This is a genomic window from Vibrio sp. D404a (assembly GCF_030248535.1).
Classification (GTDB): Bacteria; Pseudomonadota; Gammaproteobacteria; order Enterobacterales; family Vibrionaceae; genus Vibrio.
The window spans coordinates 23,759-41,880 of sequence record NZ_JAHGAJ010000019.1; the positions used below are offsets into that span (position 1 = coordinate 23,759).

Sequence of the window (18,122 nt, forward strand, 5' to 3'; positions counted from 1 at the left end):
AATCAGAAATCCGTAATAAAATTTTATTTTGCTGTGATGGTGACCCAAAGAGGAGTTCGGTAGTGGATTCTTACCGGTAGTATCTGGCTGATATTGTGTAAGGTTTTATCAATATCTTTGGTCGAGAACACACCAGTAAGTTTGAGTGCTGCGGCACTGGCATCGACGTTGATGATGCCGCGTCGATAACGCCCTAATTCGTTGATGAAGGTTTTGAGCTGTGTCGCTTCCGCCATGATTTTATGTTCCAACCAAAGCATGTCTGAATCTTGGGTCTGGTTTGGCTGTGATACTGTGCGCCGATCGAAGTGGGCAGTTTGCCCTGCGAAAAGATGCGGTTTCCCCATCCCGAGCATAGGTTGAATTTCGACTTCACCCTCGTAAACAGAGACCTGAGTGGTATCTGTGTGCTCACGGATACTGAATTGGGTTCCGATAGGCAACACTAAACCCCGCGAAGTTGTGACTGTTAATGGGCTGCGATGATGTGTATTGGTGATCATGACTTCGCCGCTTTCGATGTGAATATCACGCTGATCATTATTAAAATCGATAAACAGTTTGGAATCAGTATTGAGTGCCAATTGTGTGCCATCGAGCAGCGTCATCGAACGAATTTCGCCCGTTGCCGTTGAGTATTCGGTACCTGTCGGCGTTGGTCTGTACACCGCCATGCCTGAACCTAGTGCGACGAACGAAATTGCGCTTATGGACAAGAATTCGCGACGGCTGACTCTCGGTGGCTTACGCGTTAAGACCTGCTTGCTGACTTTTCCTTGAGGAATGGCACAAAACTTACTTTGTAGCAGTTCTAACTTTTGCCATGCCAAGGCGTTATTAGGGTGGGCAAGCCTCCAACACTCGAAGGCGTCGTGATCTTGTTGCGTGGCATCATCAGCCCAAAGACGTGCCATCCAAACTGATGCTTGTTCTATGGTCTCAGGTGGTAATTGCTGCATCTTAACCCTCGTTAAGCATGGCTAGCATGCAACCTTGAAGGCCCTTAGCAACGTACTTTTCCACAGACGATACTGAAACTTCAAGCTCGAAGGCGATCTCTTTGTAGCTTTTGCCTTCGAGCTGTCTCATGAGCAGTGCTTGGCGAGCTTTGATTGGAAGTTTGTGGAGTAGGGTATCGATCTCAACAAGTGCTTCTACCACTATGGTGTGATCTTCCGGAGAGCTAGCGACAAGAGAGGGTTCTTGTTCAATGAGCTCTAAGTAGGCACTTTCCACACGACGTTTTCGATAAAGATCAATCACCAACCCTTTAGCAATATGAGTCAGGTACTTTCTTGAATCTTTGTATTCAGGAAGCTTACCTCTGGTTAACAAGCGTAGATAAGTATCTTGAACAAGATCAGCCGTAGTGTCAGGACAGCCTAAGCGTCGTTTAATAAACACCGATAACCAGCTGTGATGCTCTTGGTACATTTGATCCACGCTGTGTGAGGTGTTGTTGCTCGCTACGGTCATTCCCTGATACTCCTTACTAACCTTAATGATAATTATTATCATTGGGGCGATGAATATATCAGAAATTTTCTTATGTGCTACATGTTTTTTATAAATTGAGTGAATTTGAGAGGTTATTCAAATCTTTGATTTATATGGATAGTGTTTCAATAAAAATAACAGAAGGGTTGTTTATATGAAATGTTAATTGACTGATGCGGTTATAGAACATTCAATAAAGCTCGCTTTGTAACCACTTGAATAAATTAACTAAAATAATGGTTGATCTAAAAAGTGAAACCGTTAAAGTACGTTTCGTTCTCGCGGCACAAGTCGCTGAGAGATGGTGTTGCCATCGCATGATTGCGTTGCCCTGGTGGTGGAATTGGTAGACACAAGGGATTTAAAATCCCTCGGCGTTCGCGCTGTGCCGGTTCAAGTCCGGCCCGGGGCACCATCTACTTACTCGCAAGAGGGAACAGAGTCGAACTCTTTAAACTCGCACAATTTGGCGCCTTGGCAGAGTGGCTATGCAGCGGATTGCAAATCCGTGGACCTCGGTTCGACTCCGGGAGGCGCCTCCAAATATAAGAAAGCCCGCTACTCGTAGCGGGCTTTTTCGATCTGACTGACCTAAATTATCTTCTTGTTCATTCGTAACTGTTCATAATGATCAGCTCTTTACCATCAGACATGAATGTTTTGTAGCCGTCTCCTGAAACAGCTAACGCGATATGCACTAAGCTATTATAGTAGCCAGAGGCATCTGCACTGAAGCGTTCAGAACCGTCTGGGTTATAGATCCAAAAGTCTTTAGATGCGTAATACCCATCGATAATTCCATGTACTTCATCATTCTCACCGATAGCGACACCGTTCGGGTACGCATCAGCAGGGAGTGATTCGCTTACAGTCATTGTATCAATATCAATAACAAGAAAATCATATGGTGAACCACTTGCAGCATAGACCGTAGAGCCGTCTTTGTTGACGGCGATGGCACGCCCATTTGATCCCGTACCATGGGGAACCTCCCCAATAGTTGTAATGTTTACCGTGTTACGGTAGCTGTTGTAGCTAAGCTCATAGCAAGCGAGAGTGTATGGTGATAACCCACTGTTAATACTACAGAAACGATCACCATATAGGTTTGCATCTAAATACCCAGTGCCATAAACATAAATAGAGTCTTCCTCTGAAGTCAGCTCATTACCTGTTTTCGGCTCATAAACTCTAGCGTGCGAAGAAAGTATTACGGGCTTACCTGAAGGCTCAACAAGGGTGAACATATCTGCAAGTGCATTATGTCCCTGCCATACTTTAACGAGTGATTGATTGACTAGGTCGAATACGGCAATGCTATCACCATCGATACCTGCATATAACCACAGGCCATCTTCACTTATCTGCATATGACCGAACCGATGCGTACCACCTAGTTCAAGCCCTCCAATGTAAGCAAGGGTATGGCTGTGATAAATACTTATTTCAGCAGACTCAGTTTCACCGTGACTCGCATAGATATACGGTCTAACAGGGTCGGCGGCTAGTTGATAGAACTCGCCAATAATTGTGCTTCTTAACTCCGGTTCGCTGCTTCCAATCCAAAGTGCGACTTTAATGCTCTCACTGTTTACTATGTTGCTTTCTTCAGCGCTAACTACTACTTCAGTCTCGTAAAGAGTGTCATTGGTTAGTCCATCTATGTTGGCACTGACCACAAGTTTATCTGAGGTAGTACCGGATGGTGTCACACTCAGCCATTCTGCAGAGGTAGTCGCAGTCCAAGCTGTATTAGGTAGGTTGTAGCTATCTAGAACGTCGATCTGCGCAGTAAGCTTCTCTTTGGTTGGGAACTTGGTGAGAGAAACCCCTCTATCCGGGATCAGTAGAGCATGACGTGAGGCCAATACATTGACGTTGATGCTTTTGGTTATTTGGTGCCCTAGGACATTCGTGCTGACTTCAATTATGCTGTTGTTTTCTCCCTCTGAGAGGTTGTCTGGAGAAATTAACTGGACATCAACTTGTTGTGCTGAGCTTGATATTTCAGCTAGAGAGTTGATATTAATACCTTCAGGTAACGTTAAGCTAACAGGGTAACTCTGCTCTCCCGTATTTAGACTGATCTCTAAGCTCTTTGTCAGTGGCTGCCAACCATCGGTAACATCAAAATCAATGTTAGATTTACTGAATGTCAATTCTGGAAGTAAGACCTCTATAGAGGCATTGATGTCAGTTCTAGTGCCATCTAACTCATTGTTTAGACTTAATGTGGCATTATGTTGACCTAAATTTAGTTGAGTCGCATCAATCGATACAACGACAGTTTCTGGGCCGTTACCTGACGTTTTGTTAAACTTCAACCAAGCTTGATCACTAGTCAAAGACCAATCGATGTTGGAACCGGAAATTAATAATTGCTGAGTGACGGAGTTGAGTGAACCTAGCGTCGTATTATGTCTAAACTCGGTGAGGTTTGATGACAATTTGTCGTGACGAGTTTCATCTAGAGGATACAGATCGAGACTGTCTTCAATGCCGTCGTTGTCATCGTCAGTATCGGTGTTGTTACCAATACCATCGTTATCTGTGTCTACTTGCTCGTTCGGGTTTAATGGTAAGTCATCTTTATCGTCAGAAACACCGTCATTGTCGTCATCGGAGTCTTGGTTGTTACCAATGCCATCCCCGTCGGTATCAACTGACTCAGTATTGTCATTTGGAAACTGGTCGATGTTATCAGGTATACCATCGTTATCTGTGTCTGGAGCTGTAAAATCTGTTAATTCAATTGTCACACCTTGCTCGATACGACGAACTATACCGATGTTTTCGACAAACCAAAGCTCGACATTTGATGGGATGTTAAAGTTATAGCCATCGATAGTCGCGTTAATGTCTAAGTCGTACTTCACATGCGTAGCTTCAAAAGTGCCGAAAGGGACGGTAATCGTCTCTGTGCCAACTACGGTACTGTCGCCATAGATCGTTACATCGCGCACACCGTATGTTGGGTTTATGTTTGCGGTACCAGAAGCAGAAAAATTCTTCTGAGCCGCAATGACGTTGTTAGAAAGAAGTTCAATTGGTTGGTTGAAGCGAAAATCAATAGTGAAAGTACCTACACCATATACATTGACATAGGGAGAGTAAAATCCTGCCAAAGATATACTGTCTTCATTGGTAATGAAGTACTCCTTGCCACCCGTAGGGTAATTAAGTACTTGAGCCGTAGCTCCTGCTACTTGTGTTGTCGTTGCATATGTCTGCTCTGTACTATTTGAGTAGTACCATTTAGTTTCACTTGATGTGGGTAACATACTGTTTGTTGACGATGGGGCTACTGCTGTATCACCACCTCCGCCACTGCCGCCACCACCACATGCAGCTAAGCCTAACGTACTGATAATCAAAAGCAAAAAGTGGAAAAGTTTTTTACAACTGAAACACCGTATAGCCAATGACGATGAATTGAATGTATTCAAAAGAAAATCTCCATTTTATTAATTTTCTATGATTCTATTTATTTTTTAATTAGGTAAATCACTTCAAATCAATAAATTAGAGTGATATTTCATCCCGTGATTTGTTTGTTATGGTTCTTGTGAGGCTGGTCGCATATCGTGCAAGATAGGTCGACCTAAAACATAGTGATGAAAGTGTTATTGTTATCTACTGTGATATGAGAAATGGATCATACAGCGGATTGCAAATCCGTGGACCTCGGTTGGACTCCGGGAGGCGCCTCCAAATTACATATAACCAGCCTCGCGCTGGTTTTTTTGTATCTGAACAATTACCCGTCCAATCCTTATTTGACGTTGTACAGGCTCATACAGAGACAAAATGACTAGAACAAAAAAAGCGAACCAAACGGTTCGCTTTTTGATTATTTAGACTGTACGAAATTAGTCTTCGTAGTTGTCGATGCTTGGGCAAGAACAGATTAGGTTACGGTCGCCATATACGTTATCTACACGGTTCACTGTAGGCCAGTACTTCGAGTTCTTCGTTGCTTTCGATGGGAAACAACCAAGTTCACGAGAGTAAGGGCGATCCCATTCTGCGCTAGCTAGGTCAACTTGCGTGTGCGGTGCGTTCACTAGAGGGTTGTTGTCTAGTGGCCATTCACCTGCTTTCACTGCTGCCATTTCGTGACGGATTGCGATCATCGCTTCACAGAAACGATCTAGCTCTTCTAGGTCTTCAGACTCAGTTGGCTCTACCATTAGCGTACCTGCTACTGGGAAAGACATAGTCGGCGCGTGGAAACCGAAGTCCATTAGACGCTTAGCAATATCTTCTTCGCTGATGCCTGTCTCTTCTTTAAGTGGACGAATATCGATAATACATTCGTGCGCTACGCGGCCGTTAGTACCACGGTAAAGAACAGGGTAGTGAGGACGTAGTTTCTCCATCACATAGTTCGCGTTCAGAATCGCTACTTTGGTTGCGTCTGTTAGGCCAGATTCACCCATCATCGCGATATAAGCCCAGGAGATAGGTAGAATAGAAGCACTACCTAAATCCGCAGCAGATACCGCGTAGTCGCTACCTTGTACACCATTTTCGATGTGACCCGGAAGGAAAGGTGCTAGGTGAGATTTAACACCGATAGGACCCATACCCGGACCGCCACCACCGTGTGGGATACAGAACGTTTTGTGTAGGTTCAAGTGTGATACGTCTGAACCGATGAAGCCAGGTGAAGTCAGACCAACTTGAGCGTTCATGTTCGCGCCGTCTAGGTAAACCTGACCGCCTGCAGCATGTACTTGTTCACACACTTCTTTCACTTGCTCTTCGTATACGCCGTGCGTAGAAGGGTAAGTGATCATGATGCTTGATAGGTTGTCTTTGTGCTTCTCGATCTTAGCTGCTAGGTCAGTCATGTCGATGTTGCCATCTTCATCACACTTAACAACTACTACCTTCATAGAAACCATAGATGCTGTTGCAGGGTTAGTACCGTGCGCAGAGCTTGGAATCAGACAAACGTTACGGTGACCTTCACCGCGGCTTGCGTGGTAGCGTTGAATAGCGATTAGACCTGCGTATTCACCAGATGCACCAGAGTTAGGCTGTAGTGAGAAATCGTCGTAGCCTGTGATTTCACATAGCTTCTCTTTTAGATCTTTCGCTAGAGCTGTGTAACCAGCCGCTTGCTCTAGAGGTGCGAATGGGTGAATTGAACCAAACTCAGGCCATGTAACTGGAATCATCTCAGCAGCAGCGTTTAGCTTCATCGTACAGCTGCCTAGTGGGATCATGCCGTGCGTTAGTGAGAAGTCTTTGTTCTCAAGCTGTTTTAGGTAACGCATCATTTGCGTTTCGCTGTGGTGCGTGTTGAATACTGGGTGAGTTAGGAACTCTGATTCACGACGGCAGTTTTCTGGAATTGCAGCAAATTCGTTCGCAGCAATGTCAGTAGATAGTGCGTTGATGTCTTCTTTCACGTCGAAGATTGCAAATAGAGCGTTGATGTCTTCGATCGTTGTTGTTTCATCTAAGCTGATACCAATCTTACCCGGAAGCAGGCGCAGGTTGATGTCTGCAGCTTGTGCACGTGCGTACAGTGCTTCTGTCTTCTCTTCAGAGTTGATGGTGATGGTATCGAAGAAGCTGTTGTTCGTTAGCTCATAACCCGCTTTAGTCAGGCCAGCCGCTAGAATAGCTGTCATGTGGTGAGTACGACGAGCAATAGTACGTAGGCCTTCTGCACCGTGGTAAACCGCGTAGAAAGACGCCATGTTTGCTAGAAGTGCTTGAGCTGTACAGATGTTCGATGTCGCTTTCTCGCGGCGAATGTGTTGCTCACGAGTTTGCATTGCCATACGTAGCGCTTGGTTACCGTGAGTATCGATAGAAACACCGATTACACGGCCTGGCATGGTACGCTTATGCTTTTCACGAGTACCCATGAATGCAGCGTGTGGACCGCCGTAACCCATAGGAACGCCGAAACGTTGCGCTGAGCCGATTACTACGTCAGCGCCCATTTCGCCAGCTGGCTTAAGTAGAGCAGAAGCGAGTAGGTCAGTGGCAACTGTTACTAGAGTTTTGTTTGCTTGAGCTTTGGCAATGATGTCTGTTAGATCGCGAACTTCACCTGTTGTACCAGGGTATTGAACTAACGCACCAAATACATCTTGCTCTGGAAGTGTTTCAAGAGCACCAACCATTACTTCAAAACCGATGTACTCAGCACGAGTTTTAACAACTTCTAGTGTTTGAGGGTGAACATCGTCTGCAACGAAGAAGACTTTGCTTTTGCTCTTACCAGCACGCTTACACAGAGTCATGGCTTCGCCTGCCGCTGTCGCTTCATCAAGAAGAGATGCGTTTGCGATTTCCATGCCCGTCAGGTCCATGACCATTTGTTGGTAATTCAGTAGAGCTTCAAGACGACCTTGAGAGATCTCTGGTTGGTATGGCGTGTACGCTGTGTACCAGCCCGGGTTCTCTAAAACGTTACGTAAGATAACGTTTGGAGTAAATGTGTTGTAGTAGCCTTGGCCGATGAAGGTACGTTTCACTTGGTTTAGGTTAGCGATCTCTTTAAGCGAGCTCAGCATATCCATTTCGCTCATAGGAGCATCAAGCGTCATTGGCTTTTCTAGGCGAATTTGAGCAGGAACCGTTTCGTCGATTAATGCTTCTAAGCTTGTTGCGTTAATCGCTTCAAGCATCTTTTGCTGGTCTGCCTTGTTTGGGCCGTTGTGGCGTGCAACGAACTCGTTTTGAGTACCCAAATCTTTAAGTAATTGGCTTTGAAGTAATTCAGTCATGATATCGTTCTACTTTCTCTCTATAGGGACCGTGAGCAAGCCCCTAAAATTAAGCTGCTCTGAAGAGCAGCTTATCGTACACGGGTTACCTAATTAATCTTCTTCGATAGAGTTTAGGTATTCTTCTGCATCTTTTAGGTTGTCTAGTTCAGACGCGTCAGCCATCTTCACTTTAACAATCCAACCACCTTCATAAGGTTCTTCGTTGATTAGCTCTGGGCTATCTTCAAGCTCTTCGTTGATTTCTACGATTTCACCTGTGATAGGAGCGTAGATGTCAGATGCTGCTTTTACAGACTCTACAAGAGAGAAGCTTTCACCAGCTTCAATTTCGTCTTCTGTTTCTGGTAGGTCAACGAATACAACGTCACCTAGCATTTCTTGAGCATGCTCAGAAATACCGATAGTTACAGTACCGTCACCGTTGTCTTTTACCCACTCGTGGCTGTCTGCAAACTTAAGTGTATTGTCCATTGCTTGTTCTCCAAAAATTTATGAGGTGTTAATTTAAAAATGAAAAAAGTGTTCTATTAACGGTAAAGCGGGAAGCGCTTGCATAGCTCTTTTACTTGCTTGCGAACGCGTTGCTCAACTTCAGCGTTGCCTTCTGGGCTTTCAACAAGTCCATCAAGTACGTCGCCGATCCACTCACCGATGAGTTTGAATTCTTCAGCACCAAAACCACGACTGGTTCCAGCTGGCGTTCCTAAACGAATACCAGAGGTAATCATAGGCTTCTCTGTATCGAATGGGATGCCATTTTTGTTACATGTGATCCCTGCACGCTCTAATGCTTCTTCAGTTACGTTACCTTTCAAGCCCTTAGGACGAAGGTCAACCAACATTAGGTGCGTGTCTGTTCCGCCTGTCACGATGTCACAACCGCGAGTTTGCAATACTTCAGCAAGAACTTTTGCGTTGTTGATCACTGAATCGATATAAGTATTAAATTCTGGACCTAGCGCCTCACCAAATGCGACTGCTTTAGCAGCAATTACGTGCATTAGCGGGCCACCTTGAAGACCTGGGAATACCGCAGAGTTGATCTTTTTATTGATGTCTTCGTGGTTAGTTAGAATCATGCCGCCGCGTGGGCCACGCAGTGTCTTGTGTGTCGTTGTCGTAACAACGTGTGCATGAGGAAGTGGGCTAGGGTGTGCACCTGTCGCGATAAGGCCAGCGATGTGTGCCATATCGACCATCAGTAGAGCACCAACTTCGTCTGCGATTTCGCGGAACTTAGCGAAGTCGATAGTGCGAGGGATAGCACTGCCGCCAGCGATGATCATTTTAGGTTTGTGTTCTACAGCAAGCTCGCGCACTGCGTCGTAATCGATTTCAAGTGTGTCGCGGTTTACACCGTATTGAACTGCGTTGAACCATTTACCAGAAAGAGCAGGGCGTGCGCCGTGAGTTAAGTGGCCGCCTGCATCAAGAGACATGCCTAGGATTGTGTCGCCCGGCTGTAGAAGTGCCAGTTTTACTGCTCCATTTGCTTGAGCGCCAGAGTGAGGTTGAACGTTAGCGTATTCACAGTTAAACAGTTTCTTAGCGCGCTCAATGGCGATCGCTTCTACTGTATCTACGTGTTCACAACCGCCGTAGTAACGACGACCCGGGTAACCTTCAGCGTATTTATTGGTTAGGCAAGTGCCTTGCGCCTGCATAACTGCTTTAGAAACGATGTTCTCAGAAGCAATTAGCTCGATTTGTTCGTTTTGACGTGCGTTCTCAGCTTGGATTCCAGCGAATACTGCGTCGTCAGTTGCCGATAGGTTAGTAGAGAAAAAACTGTCTAAGCTATGGTTTTGGTATGCGTTGTTCATTGTCGAGACCTTTCAATTAACTAATGGATATTGTTTTTATGTGTCCACTAGGTCTTGCGTTGGTTTCTGCATCGTAATCGTTTGCGTCAATATGGCGGTAAAGCCTTGAATATTGGGGCAAGCGACCAGTTGTAGGGTCAATGCAGTGCGAAATTGTTTCCCCTAAAAGTGGGGTAAAAACAGCTGCTTTAAATGTTAAATCTGTCATTTAATGCAAGCTGAAGTAGCATCTCTTCATCTAACAAGTCGATAACATAGCGCTGTTAAATTCAATTTTCAATAAAAATTTCCAATAGGAAACAGATTTTCTTGTTTTGCTACCGGGAGCACGCTTTAATTTGTTGTGTGGTCTTTAATCAACAAAGCGCTTCGTGCAACAATGAAATTCATAGACAGGATGTAGAAATAAAACGAGGGACCTATGTCAGAAGACATTTACGATGAGTACCCATCTTTGACACTGGCAAAAGAGACGCCAGACCAAAATATAGAGCCGTTGAGGCTTGGCCAACGCATTAAAGATATCCGCAGTAAATTGGGTATCACTTTAGAAGAAGCGAGCCAACGAACTGGCCTTGCTCGTTCAACGCTGAGTAAGATTGAAAATGAGCAGATTTCTCCTACCTTCCAAGCAATGCAAAAACTTGCGATGGGATTGCAGATAGATATGCCGCAACTCTTTGAGCCACCAAGGAAAAAGGTTGCGACAGGTCGTCGTGATTTAACCAAGGCAGGACAAGGAAAACCGCATCCAACACCAACCTATGAGCATGAGCTACTAGCGACCGAATTATCTAATAAAAAGATGATGCCATTTAAGAGTCGTGTAAGGGCGAGAGCCTTCGAAGAATATAATGATTGGGTGCGTCATGATGGTGAAGAATTCCTTATGGTGATCACGGGCGATATCATGTTCTACTCGGAGTTCTACGAGCCAATCCCAATGAGTGAAGGGGATAGCATGTACTATGATGCCAATATGGGTCATATGCTTATCTCGACCAGTACAGAAGATGCACTGATTTTGTGGGTGACTGCAAAATAAATGTAAAGTTTTAAAATTTCTTATAGTGAAAGCAAACGTTTGCTTCTGTCGTTAAGATCTTTCAAATAGCACGATATAGATGTTAAAAGCATCAATATCGTGCTTTTTTGTGTCTGCAATATTTGTTTTAAAATTGTTAAATGTCACATTTTGGACTGTTTTGATCTTGTTAAGGGTGTAAAACTGATTCAGGCTTGTTTACTATAGTGAACACGGTTTACTCATGTTGATTGATGTTTACTGAAGTGAATTCTTGGAAGGCGACCTAATGTGTCTATTTAGCTATGTTTTCTGGTTTTCTATAAAGAACAATTTTCTTATGTAGAAACAGACTGAATAGAGGCCATATCGCCATTTCCTACTTTCTTACTGTTCTCATCTTAGGTGATAGATAGAGAGCAACTCTAAATAGAGATATAAGCGGCAGCGTCGATGTTGGATACCTGCAACGCTTCATGGAGAATAAAATGACTCAAGAACAAGCAACTCAAGACCTGTTAAAAACACCTCTGCATGCATTGCACGTAGAAGTTGGTGCAAAGATGGTTCCTTTCGCTGGCTACGACATGCCAGTTCAATACCCATTAGGCGTAAAGAAAGAACACTTACACACGCGTGATGCAGCAGGTCTGTTTGATGTTTCTCACATGGGCCAATTGCGTCTTCACGGTGAAAATGCAGCAGCGGCTCTAGAAACTCTAGTTCCAGTAGACATCATCGACCTACCATCTGGTAAGCAACGTTATGCGTTCTTTACTAACGAGCAGGGCGGTATCATGGATGACCTTATGGTTGCAAACCTAGGTGATCACCTATTCGTTGTTGTGAACGCAGCTTGTAAAACACAAGATATCGACCACTTAACAGCACATTTACCAAGCGACGTTGAACTTGAAGTAATTGACGATCGTGCGCTTTTGGCACTGCAAGGCCCTAAAGCATCTGAAGTACTGGCTCGTTTCCAACCAAGCGTTGCAGATATGCTGTTTATGGACGTTCAGAAAGTCGACATCGACGGAGTAGAGTGCATCGTAAGCCGCAGTGGCTACACGGGTGAAGACGGTTACGAAATCTCAGTACCAAACGACCACGCTGATGCACTAGCGCGTAAACTAACCAGTGAAGCTGAAGTAGAGTGGATTGGCCTTGGTGCACGTGATTCGCTGCGCCTAGAGTGTGGTCTGTGTCTATACGGTCACGATCTAGATACAACAACAACACCAGTAGAAGCTAGCCTTCTATGGGGTATTCAAAAAGTTCGACGTACAGACGGTGAGCGTGCTGGTGGCTTCCCTGGTGCAGATATCATCCTTGAACAAATCGCAACTAAAGACGTACAACGCAAGCGTGTTGGTCTAGTGGGTCAAACTAAAGCTCCTGTACGAGAAGGTGCAGAGCTGTTTGATGCGGAAGGCAACAAAGTAGGTGTTGTAACAAGTGGTACAGCGGGTCCTAACGCAGGTAAGCCTGTTTCTATGGCGTACGTTCGTACTGATCTTGCTGCTATCGGCACAGAAGTATTTGCTGAAGTCCGCGGTAAGAAACTGCCAATGACAGTAGAAAAAATGCCATTCGTACCTCAGCGTTACTACCGTGGCTAATCGATAATACTTTATTAACGATTGTTTTTCCCTAACCCCTTATTCTCCACCATTCATATGGTTGATAATGAGGGGTTTTGTTTTTTATATAACTTATTGATCATCTTAGGGATGTATCACATTTGAGTCACAGATCGCTTAATATTTTATAATTTATGCCGCTATACTGAAGATTACTCAACAAGGAAATCGCAGACGTGTAGGAGAGTGGCGATGAAAAGTGCACTATCGAAGAAGTGGATATGGGCAGGCGCACTTCCCTTGATTGGAAGTTTTGCAGTGTGTGCTGATACCACAACCCCAACTACTGAGTCTGACGCGAATTTAGAATCTAGCGCAGAGATAACCCCTTATATTGTCAACGGCAGCAATGCGTCGGTGTCTGACTTTCCTTCGATAGCGAGTTTGTTTATCGATAGTCTAGAGTATGACAATTTCTATACGACCAACCCGTATTGTGGTGCGACAATTCTCGACCAGTATCATGTACTCACCGCTGCTCACTGTATCTATGGTAACGAAACGGCGCAGTTGTTTACGACCGTTGTACCTCAACTCGAAAATGTAAATGACTATCCCTTTGGTAATATACAACGTTACCGCGTCACTGAGATCTACTATCGAAACGATTACGACAATCGACTGAGTCAGTTATTGGCGAATGATGTCGCTATCTTAAAGTTGTCTGATGCAATGAACATAGACACGATTAACGATGTTGTTAGGCGCCCGAGCAGTGAGGCATACCGCAGTACGTTTGGTGCACCCGAATTTGTGGCGATAGGGCATGGTGATACGGTCTCAGGATTTGATGCGACCACGAGACTTCAGCAAGTTGATCTCAATCTGATCACCAATTCTGTGTGTCGAAACGTCTTTACCAGCGGTTCAGCGTTAACCGATAGCCAGATCTGTTTTAATGGCGATTTTAGTTCCATAACGAGATTGCGTGGTGGTACTTGCCAAGGAGACTCGGGTGGACCGGTGTATTGGAAAGATGGCTCAAATTATGTGCAAGTAGGCATAACCAGTTTTGGTCCAAGCCAGTGTGGTGATCCAAATGCAGGCGCGACATCGGTGTTTACCGAAATTTATGACTATCGAGTATGGATTAACAGTGTGCTCAGTGGCTCTGAAACACCAAAGGCGACGTCTAGCGACCTTCAACGCACGGCTTACTTAAATCAGCATGGAAATATTCAGTTCGCGAGTAGCTCAAGTGAAGATGGTGGTTCACTTTCAGCATTGTGGTTAGGAGTCCTCCTTGCACTTGGGCTAAGAAGAACTCACTCTGTTCGACGGTTACAAGGTTCGAGACGTTAAGTCTGCCAATAACTCATCTATTTCTAAGATCGCTTTATTTATGTGTACTACGCCTAATTGAGCGATCTTTTTCTCTTCTCGTGTCAGAGAATTAAAGCCTTTTTCCACCTCTTCTTTGTTTAAGCTGTGGCTATGAAGTAATAACTCCTTGTAAGTGAGCAGCCTGAATTGCACTTTTGTGATTTCGGCGGCTTGGTTAGGTGACTCTAGCAACTGTTGAATACAGGGAAATACTATTTTAAAGCGGTTTGCAATTTGATCTTTTGCATCGCTAGCATTTGCGTTTTGCAATTTCTTTGCTCTTCCCGTGAATGATTAAAGTTAGTTTATTAATTGCGCTAAATTTATAAAGTAACACAAGTTATTTGAAATATAACGCTTTTTAGGCGCTGCATCATATGTGACTTGTCGTGTATGTAAATAGTTTATGCCCAATTTGGTCTGTTTTTTGCTGCAAATAGGACATTACTGTCTATTAAAGGCCAAGGATTATGGCAAATGAACCCATTGTGATGGCGATTATTGAACGGAGAAAGCGGGCGAACTTGTCTCAAGAAAAACTCGCTTCTATGGCTGGGGTGAGCCTAAAGACGTATCAAAGGATTGAACGTGGAGAAGCGGACATTAAGATGTCGCAGTATCGCTCTTTGACTCGTTCACTGGCTTTGACCGATTTAGATTTGGTGATGGATACGCTAGAGGCAAGTCAGACGTCTGCTGAAGATGTCGCGGCTGTATCACGTCTATTGAGTGATGAGCAAAGAAAGCTGTTGATCAAGTTGATCTTATCCTTCGTGCGAGGTCGCTAGCTAAGAACAACTGATTTAAAGGCAAGGTGGGGAGTTCAACAAACCGCTTTAACTGATGCGGCCACGCAGTTGTTTAGTCGTACTGCGCTGTTTTTTCTTTTCTAAGCGTCGTCTCTGTGATGCTTTTGTTGGTTTGGTTGCACGCCTTGCTTTAGTCACCTTGGTCGCTTCTAAAATCAACGCCTTCAGCCTGTTCAAGGCATCTTCTTTGTTCTGCTCTTGAGTTCTAAATTGTTGGGCTTTTATGATGATAACGCCGTCACTGGTGATTCGGCTGTCTTTTTGCGCAAGCAGACGTTCTTTGTAAAAATCAGGCAAAGTCGAGTGCTTAACGTCGAAACGAAGGTGGATTGCGCTCGACACCTTGTTGACGTTTTGTCCGCCAGCGCCTTGCGCGCGAATCGCGGTAAGTTGTATCTCCCAAGCTTGAATAGAGACGTTATTCGATATTTGCAGCATAACCAATGATAAACATAAAAAATGTTGGCTCATCATACGCGTAATTGGTTATGGTATCAGTAGTTTTATTAGAGAGTGACGAAGTAATGACGATTGATCTAACTAAGTACGACGGCCTAATTTTTGATATGGACGGGACTTTGATTGATACCATGCCAGCGCATATTCAAGCTTGGCAGGCAACGGCCGAGCATTTTGGGTTTGAATTTGAAGCTTCGTGGTTACATAGTTTAGGTGGAATGCCAAGCTACAAAATTGCCGGTGAAGTAAATGCTAAGTATGGGTTGAGTTTGGACCCTCAAGCGGTATCAGCGTTTAAAATGGCGACCTTTGCAGATATTGAAGAGAAAGGCGATGTGATCGCTTGTACTCATGATCTTTTGCTCGAGCACTATGGCGAGAAAAGAATAGCAGTAGGAACGGGCAGTCAACGTAAGAGTGCAGAAACCTTGCTGACGAAAACGAACATTATAGAGAAGCTAGATAGCTTGGTTACCGCAACCGATGTTCAGCGCCATAAACCAAATCCAGACACGTTTTTAGACGCGTGTAAAGGAATGGGGCTTACTCCAGATCAATGTGTGGTGTTTGAAGATACCGACTTAGGTAAGCAGGCGGCACACGCAGCGAATATGGATTGCATTATGGTGGTTAATGGCGGTGAATTAGCCTTCTACCCAAGACCGTAGTGAAGTTTGATACGCTTTCGCTCGTCTGAAGTATCAGTGACTAGCTCACACAAAAATACTTATTAAGAATAAAAATGGCCCTTATTTCACTTTCATTCGAAAGAGTCAGGTAAATAAGAGCCATTTTAATACGTTGAAAAACATGGAAGATGAGAAGAACGTTAGGCGATCTGTTCCATCTCTGTATCGAGGAACAAACAGATGTTGTTACGACCGTTCGCTTTGGCTTCATAGAGTGCTAAATCGGCACACTTATAGCTGAGCTTGGAGTCATGCGTTATGTTGGTGACACCGCCACTTACTGAGACTTTATCATCAAGCTCAAGCGCGATTGCCACTCTAAGACGATTTAATACGCAATAAGCTTCGTTTGGATTGGTGTGGGGGAGAACAATACCAAACTCCTCACCGCCGATACGCGCAACGAAGTCGGTTTCACGACACTCGCGTTGCAGCACCCCTGCGACCACTTGAATGACCTTGTCACCGTAGTCATGGCCAAATTCATCATTAATACGCTTAAAGTGGTCGATATCGACGATAGCCAAGCATGACTGTTCAAACTCAGGGTAACGTGCCACTCGGTTACATTCGTCTCGCAGCTCTTCATCAAACTTACGTCGGTTCCAGCAACCAGCAAGCCCGTCTTTTTCACTTAAATTACGCAGTTTGTTTTCGAGCTCTTTGTGCTTACTGATATCGACAAAAGAGGCGACGTAGAACTGAATGACGTTGTTTGAGTCTTTAATGGTTTGAATTCTTAGGATCTCAGTGATCAGGGAGCCATCTTTACGACGGTTAATGACTTCGCCTTCCCACATGCCTCGCTCATTGATAATCGCCCACATGCGCATGTAGAACTCTTGATTATTCTTTCCTGAAGCGAACATCGAGGGCTGCTTGCCTTTGACCTCTTCTAAGGTGTAACCACTCATTCGGGTGAACTCACGGTTAACCTTAATGATGCGGTTATTTCTGTCTGTGATGACCAATGCCGACATACCGTTCATGGCTGCTTTAGCGAGTTGGCTCTCGATGCTGTTCTTTTTATGGTTAGTATTCCAGGCGACGAAAACGCCTGAAACAATTGAAATCAATATGGAGAGCGTGGCAATTTGAATAATGATCGCTTTATATTCTTGCTGGTATTGCGCACTTAGCTCCTGATTATCGACATGCAGCACCATGTGTACAGGACCTTGCAGCTGTTCAATGTTAGGGCTGATGTCCGCATAGAAATACCAGTCTTTGCCATCAAAGTAGCTACCACTACGCTGTTGCGAGACTTCTTGCCACAGTTCGGGATGAGTCATGGCGTAGGTTTTGTCTGCGCGAGAGTCGATTAAATGGCCGAACGCTTCATCCGGCTCTGGTGACATTAAGATATGACCAGTGCCATTGAGTAAGATCGGCTGTGCGAGAGAAGAGCCAAAGGTGTAATGCAGGCGCTCGTATATCTCTACCATGTTTAGGTTCACGATGAAGTAGCCGACGATACGCCCATCAATGGCGACGGGTGTCATAATGCGCAGGGCAGGTAGCAAGGGTATCACTGGCTCGCCATTTTCATACTCAAGATCAATACCGAATGATGCAATCTCACCGATTTCGAGCTGTTGTAGTATCGTGAAATAATCGCGAGATGCTTTGTTCTGTAGGTCGCGAGTCGGGACAACATTTGCTTGGCCATCGTGATAATTGATGCGTATTGTTTCGTTGCCTTCAAGATCTAGGTAACGAAGTTGAGAGTAATATTTTTGACCGTTTGCGAGCATCAACCACAGATCTTGTAGTGCATGGCTGTTATCGATCGATGGTTCTTGGATGGCGCGCTTTAGAGTGGATGATTCAGCGATGGTGGGAATGGTGTTAGATACTTCACGTATGATTAACCCCAGTTCGTGAAAACTGTATTCGATTTGGTTCTGGCTGGCCTGTTTTATATTGGTGTCGTGCTGCGCTTCTATACGATCAAATTCAGAATTGATATAGAGTGCTGGAACTATTCCTAGGGCTAGAACAGTACAGAGAAATTGGCCTGAGAGTTTTTTTATGCTTGCTATCATTACATTCCCCAAAGAATCAGCGCAATACTATAGATTTAGTGGGGTTATTAATGTGATC

14 protein-coding genes and 2 tRNA genes are annotated in these 18,122 nt (G+C 44.6%); 7 read left to right on the forward strand and 9 right to left on the reverse strand.

The annotated features are described in order from the left end of the window. Window positions 1-23: 23 nt before the first annotated feature. Together KI655_RS11820 and KI655_RS11825 are read right to left on the reverse strand one after the other, a co-directional pair. Entirely contained in the window at window positions 24-959 is a 936-nt protein-coding gene (locus tag KI655_RS11820) for a FecR domain-containing protein (protein ID WP_285405132.1), read from the reverse strand. Window position 960: 1 nt separating this feature from the next. Then, on the reverse strand, window positions 961-1,476 hold the full coding sequence (locus KI655_RS11825; RefSeq protein WP_150869641.1) for a sigma-70 family RNA polymerase sigma factor: 516 nt from the start codon (window positions 1,474-1,476) through the stop codon (window positions 961-963). Window positions 1,477-1,825: 349 nt separating this feature from the next. On the opposite strand from KI655_RS11825, the gene KI655_RS11830 reads away from it, so the two are divergent. Next, a tRNA-Leu gene (locus KI655_RS11830) sits at window positions 1,826-1,912 on the forward strand. Between the two features lie 53 nt (window positions 1,913-1,965). Then, window positions 1,966-2,039, forward strand: a tRNA-Cys gene (locus KI655_RS11835). Window positions 2,040-2,105: 66 nt separating this feature from the next. Here the strand turns inward: KI655_RS11835 and KI655_RS11840 are convergent. The 4 genes from KI655_RS11840 to KI655_RS11855 all read right to left on the reverse strand — a co-directional run bounded on the left by KI655_RS11840 (window position 2,106) and on the right by KI655_RS11855 (window position 10,072). Then, window positions 2,106-4,871, reverse strand: coding sequence for a hypothetical protein (locus tag KI655_RS11840; RefSeq protein WP_285405135.1), 2,766 nt, complete (start codon window positions 4,869-4,871; stop codon window positions 2,106-2,108). A 495-nt stretch (window positions 4,872-5,366) separates the two neighbouring features. Then, a complete protein-coding gene (gcvP, locus tag KI655_RS11845) occupies window positions 5,367-8,246 on the reverse strand; it encodes an aminomethyl-transferring glycine dehydrogenase (RefSeq protein ID WP_285405137.1) in 2,880 nt (959 codons plus the stop codon). Between the two features lie 93 nt (window positions 8,247-8,339). Continuing rightward, window positions 8,340-8,720: a glycine cleavage system protein GcvH gene (gcvH, locus tag KI655_RS11850; protein WP_285405139.1), complete on the reverse strand. Its 381-nt coding sequence runs from the start codon at window positions 8,718-8,720 to the stop codon at window positions 8,340-8,342. 56 nt (window positions 8,721-8,776) lie between these two features. Further along, on the reverse strand, window positions 8,777-10,072 hold the full coding sequence (locus KI655_RS11855) for a serine hydroxymethyltransferase (protein ID WP_239839939.1): 1,296 nt from the start codon (window positions 10,070-10,072) through the stop codon (window positions 8,777-8,779). 421 nt (window positions 10,073-10,493) lie between these two features. On the opposite strand from KI655_RS11855, the gene KI655_RS11860 reads away from it, so the two are divergent. From KI655_RS11860 to KI655_RS11870, 3 genes are all read left to right on the forward strand, one after another. After that, complete coding sequence (locus KI655_RS11860; RefSeq protein WP_285405142.1) at window positions 10,494-11,117, forward strand: helix-turn-helix domain-containing protein; 624 nt, start codon at window positions 10,494-10,496, stop codon at window positions 11,115-11,117. Window positions 11,118-11,584: 467 nt separating this feature from the next. Further along, on the forward strand, window positions 11,585-12,718 hold the full coding sequence (gene gcvT, locus KI655_RS11865) for a glycine cleavage system aminomethyltransferase GcvT (protein ID WP_285405144.1): 1,134 nt from the start codon (window positions 11,585-11,587) through the stop codon (window positions 12,716-12,718). 213 nt (window positions 12,719-12,931) lie between these two features. Next, window positions 12,932-14,041: a trypsin-like serine protease gene (locus tag KI655_RS11870; protein ID WP_285405146.1), complete on the forward strand. Its 1,110-nt coding sequence runs from the start codon at window positions 12,932-12,934 to the stop codon at window positions 14,039-14,041. Here the strand turns inward: KI655_RS11870 and KI655_RS11875 are convergent. Continuing rightward, window positions 14,021-14,332 carry a hypothetical protein gene (locus tag KI655_RS11875; RefSeq protein ID WP_285405149.1) on the reverse strand — a complete coding sequence of 104 codons (312 nt, stop codon included), beginning with the start codon at window positions 14,330-14,332 and terminating at the stop codon, window positions 14,021-14,023. The two genes, KI655_RS11870 and KI655_RS11875, sit on opposite strands and share 21 nt — an antisense overlap. A 200-nt stretch (window positions 14,333-14,532) precedes the next feature. On the opposite strand from KI655_RS11875, the gene KI655_RS11880 reads away from it, so the two are divergent. After that, window positions 14,533-14,850: a helix-turn-helix transcriptional regulator gene (locus tag KI655_RS11880; protein WP_285405150.1), complete on the forward strand. Its 318-nt coding sequence runs from the start codon at window positions 14,533-14,535 to the stop codon at window positions 14,848-14,850. Between the two features lie 48 nt (window positions 14,851-14,898). Here KI655_RS11880 and arfB read toward each other — a convergent pair whose 3' ends face one another. Further along, on the reverse strand, window positions 14,899-15,309 hold the full coding sequence (gene arfB, locus KI655_RS11885; protein ID WP_285405151.1) for an alternative ribosome rescue aminoacyl-tRNA hydrolase ArfB: 411 nt from the start codon (window positions 15,307-15,309) through the stop codon (window positions 14,899-14,901). 86 nt (window positions 15,310-15,395) lie between these two features. On the opposite strand from arfB, the gene KI655_RS11890 reads away from it, so the two are divergent. Further along, window positions 15,396-15,998, forward strand: coding sequence for a beta-phosphoglucomutase family hydrolase (locus KI655_RS11890; protein WP_285405678.1), 603 nt, complete (start codon window positions 15,396-15,398; stop codon window positions 15,996-15,998). Window positions 15,999-16,159: 161 nt separating this feature from the next. Here the strand turns inward: KI655_RS11890 and KI655_RS11895 are convergent, their stop codons facing one another. After that, on the reverse strand, window positions 16,160-18,064 hold the full coding sequence (locus KI655_RS11895; RefSeq protein ID WP_285405153.1) for a diguanylate cyclase: 1,905 nt from the start codon (window positions 18,062-18,064) through the stop codon (window positions 16,160-16,162). Window positions 18,065-18,122: the final 58 nt, after the last annotated feature.

What these genes read in the sequence shown, in the direction of transcription:
- KI655_RS11855 (WP_239839939.1), bottom strand. Translation starts at nt 10,072, where the DNA reads ATGAACAACGCATACCAAAACCATAGCTTAGACAGTTTTTTCTCTACT.
- arfB (WP_285405151.1), bottom strand. Translation starts at nt 15,309, where the DNA reads ATGCTGCAAATATCGAATAACGTCTCTATTCAAGCTTGGGAGATACAA.
- gcvP (WP_285405137.1), bottom strand. Translation starts at nt 8,246, where the DNA reads ATGACTGAATTACTTCAAAGCCAATTACTTAAAGATTTGGGTACTCAA.
- gcvH (WP_285405139.1), bottom strand. Translation starts at nt 8,720, where the DNA reads ATGGACAATACACTTAAGTTTGCAGACAGCCACGAGTGGGTAAAAGAC.
- KI655_RS11860 (WP_285405142.1), top strand. Translation starts at nt 10,494, where the DNA reads ATGTCAGAAGACATTTACGATGAGTACCCATCTTTGACACTGGCAAAA.
- KI655_RS11825 (WP_150869641.1), bottom strand. Translation starts at nt 1,476, where the DNA reads ATGACCGTAGCGAGCAACAACACCTCACACAGCGTGGATCAAATGTAC.
- KI655_RS11895 (WP_285405153.1), bottom strand. Translation starts at nt 18,064, where the DNA reads ATGATAGCAAGCATAAAAAAACTCTCAGGCCAATTTCTCTGTACTGTT.
- gcvT (WP_285405144.1), top strand. Translation starts at nt 11,585, where the DNA reads ATGACTCAAGAACAAGCAACTCAAGACCTGTTAAAAACACCTCTGCAT.
- KI655_RS11880 (WP_285405150.1), top strand. Translation starts at nt 14,533, where the DNA reads ATGGCAAATGAACCCATTGTGATGGCGATTATTGAACGGAGAAAGCGG.
- KI655_RS11890 (WP_285405678.1), top strand. Translation starts at nt 15,396, where the DNA reads ATGACGATTGATCTAACTAAGTACGACGGCCTAATTTTTGATATGGAC.
- KI655_RS11870 (WP_285405146.1), top strand. Translation starts at nt 12,932, where the DNA reads ATGAAAAGTGCACTATCGAAGAAGTGGATATGGGCAGGCGCACTTCCC.
- KI655_RS11820 (WP_285405132.1), bottom strand. Translation starts at nt 959, where the DNA reads ATGCAGCAATTACCACCTGAGACCATAGAACAAGCATCAGTTTGGATG.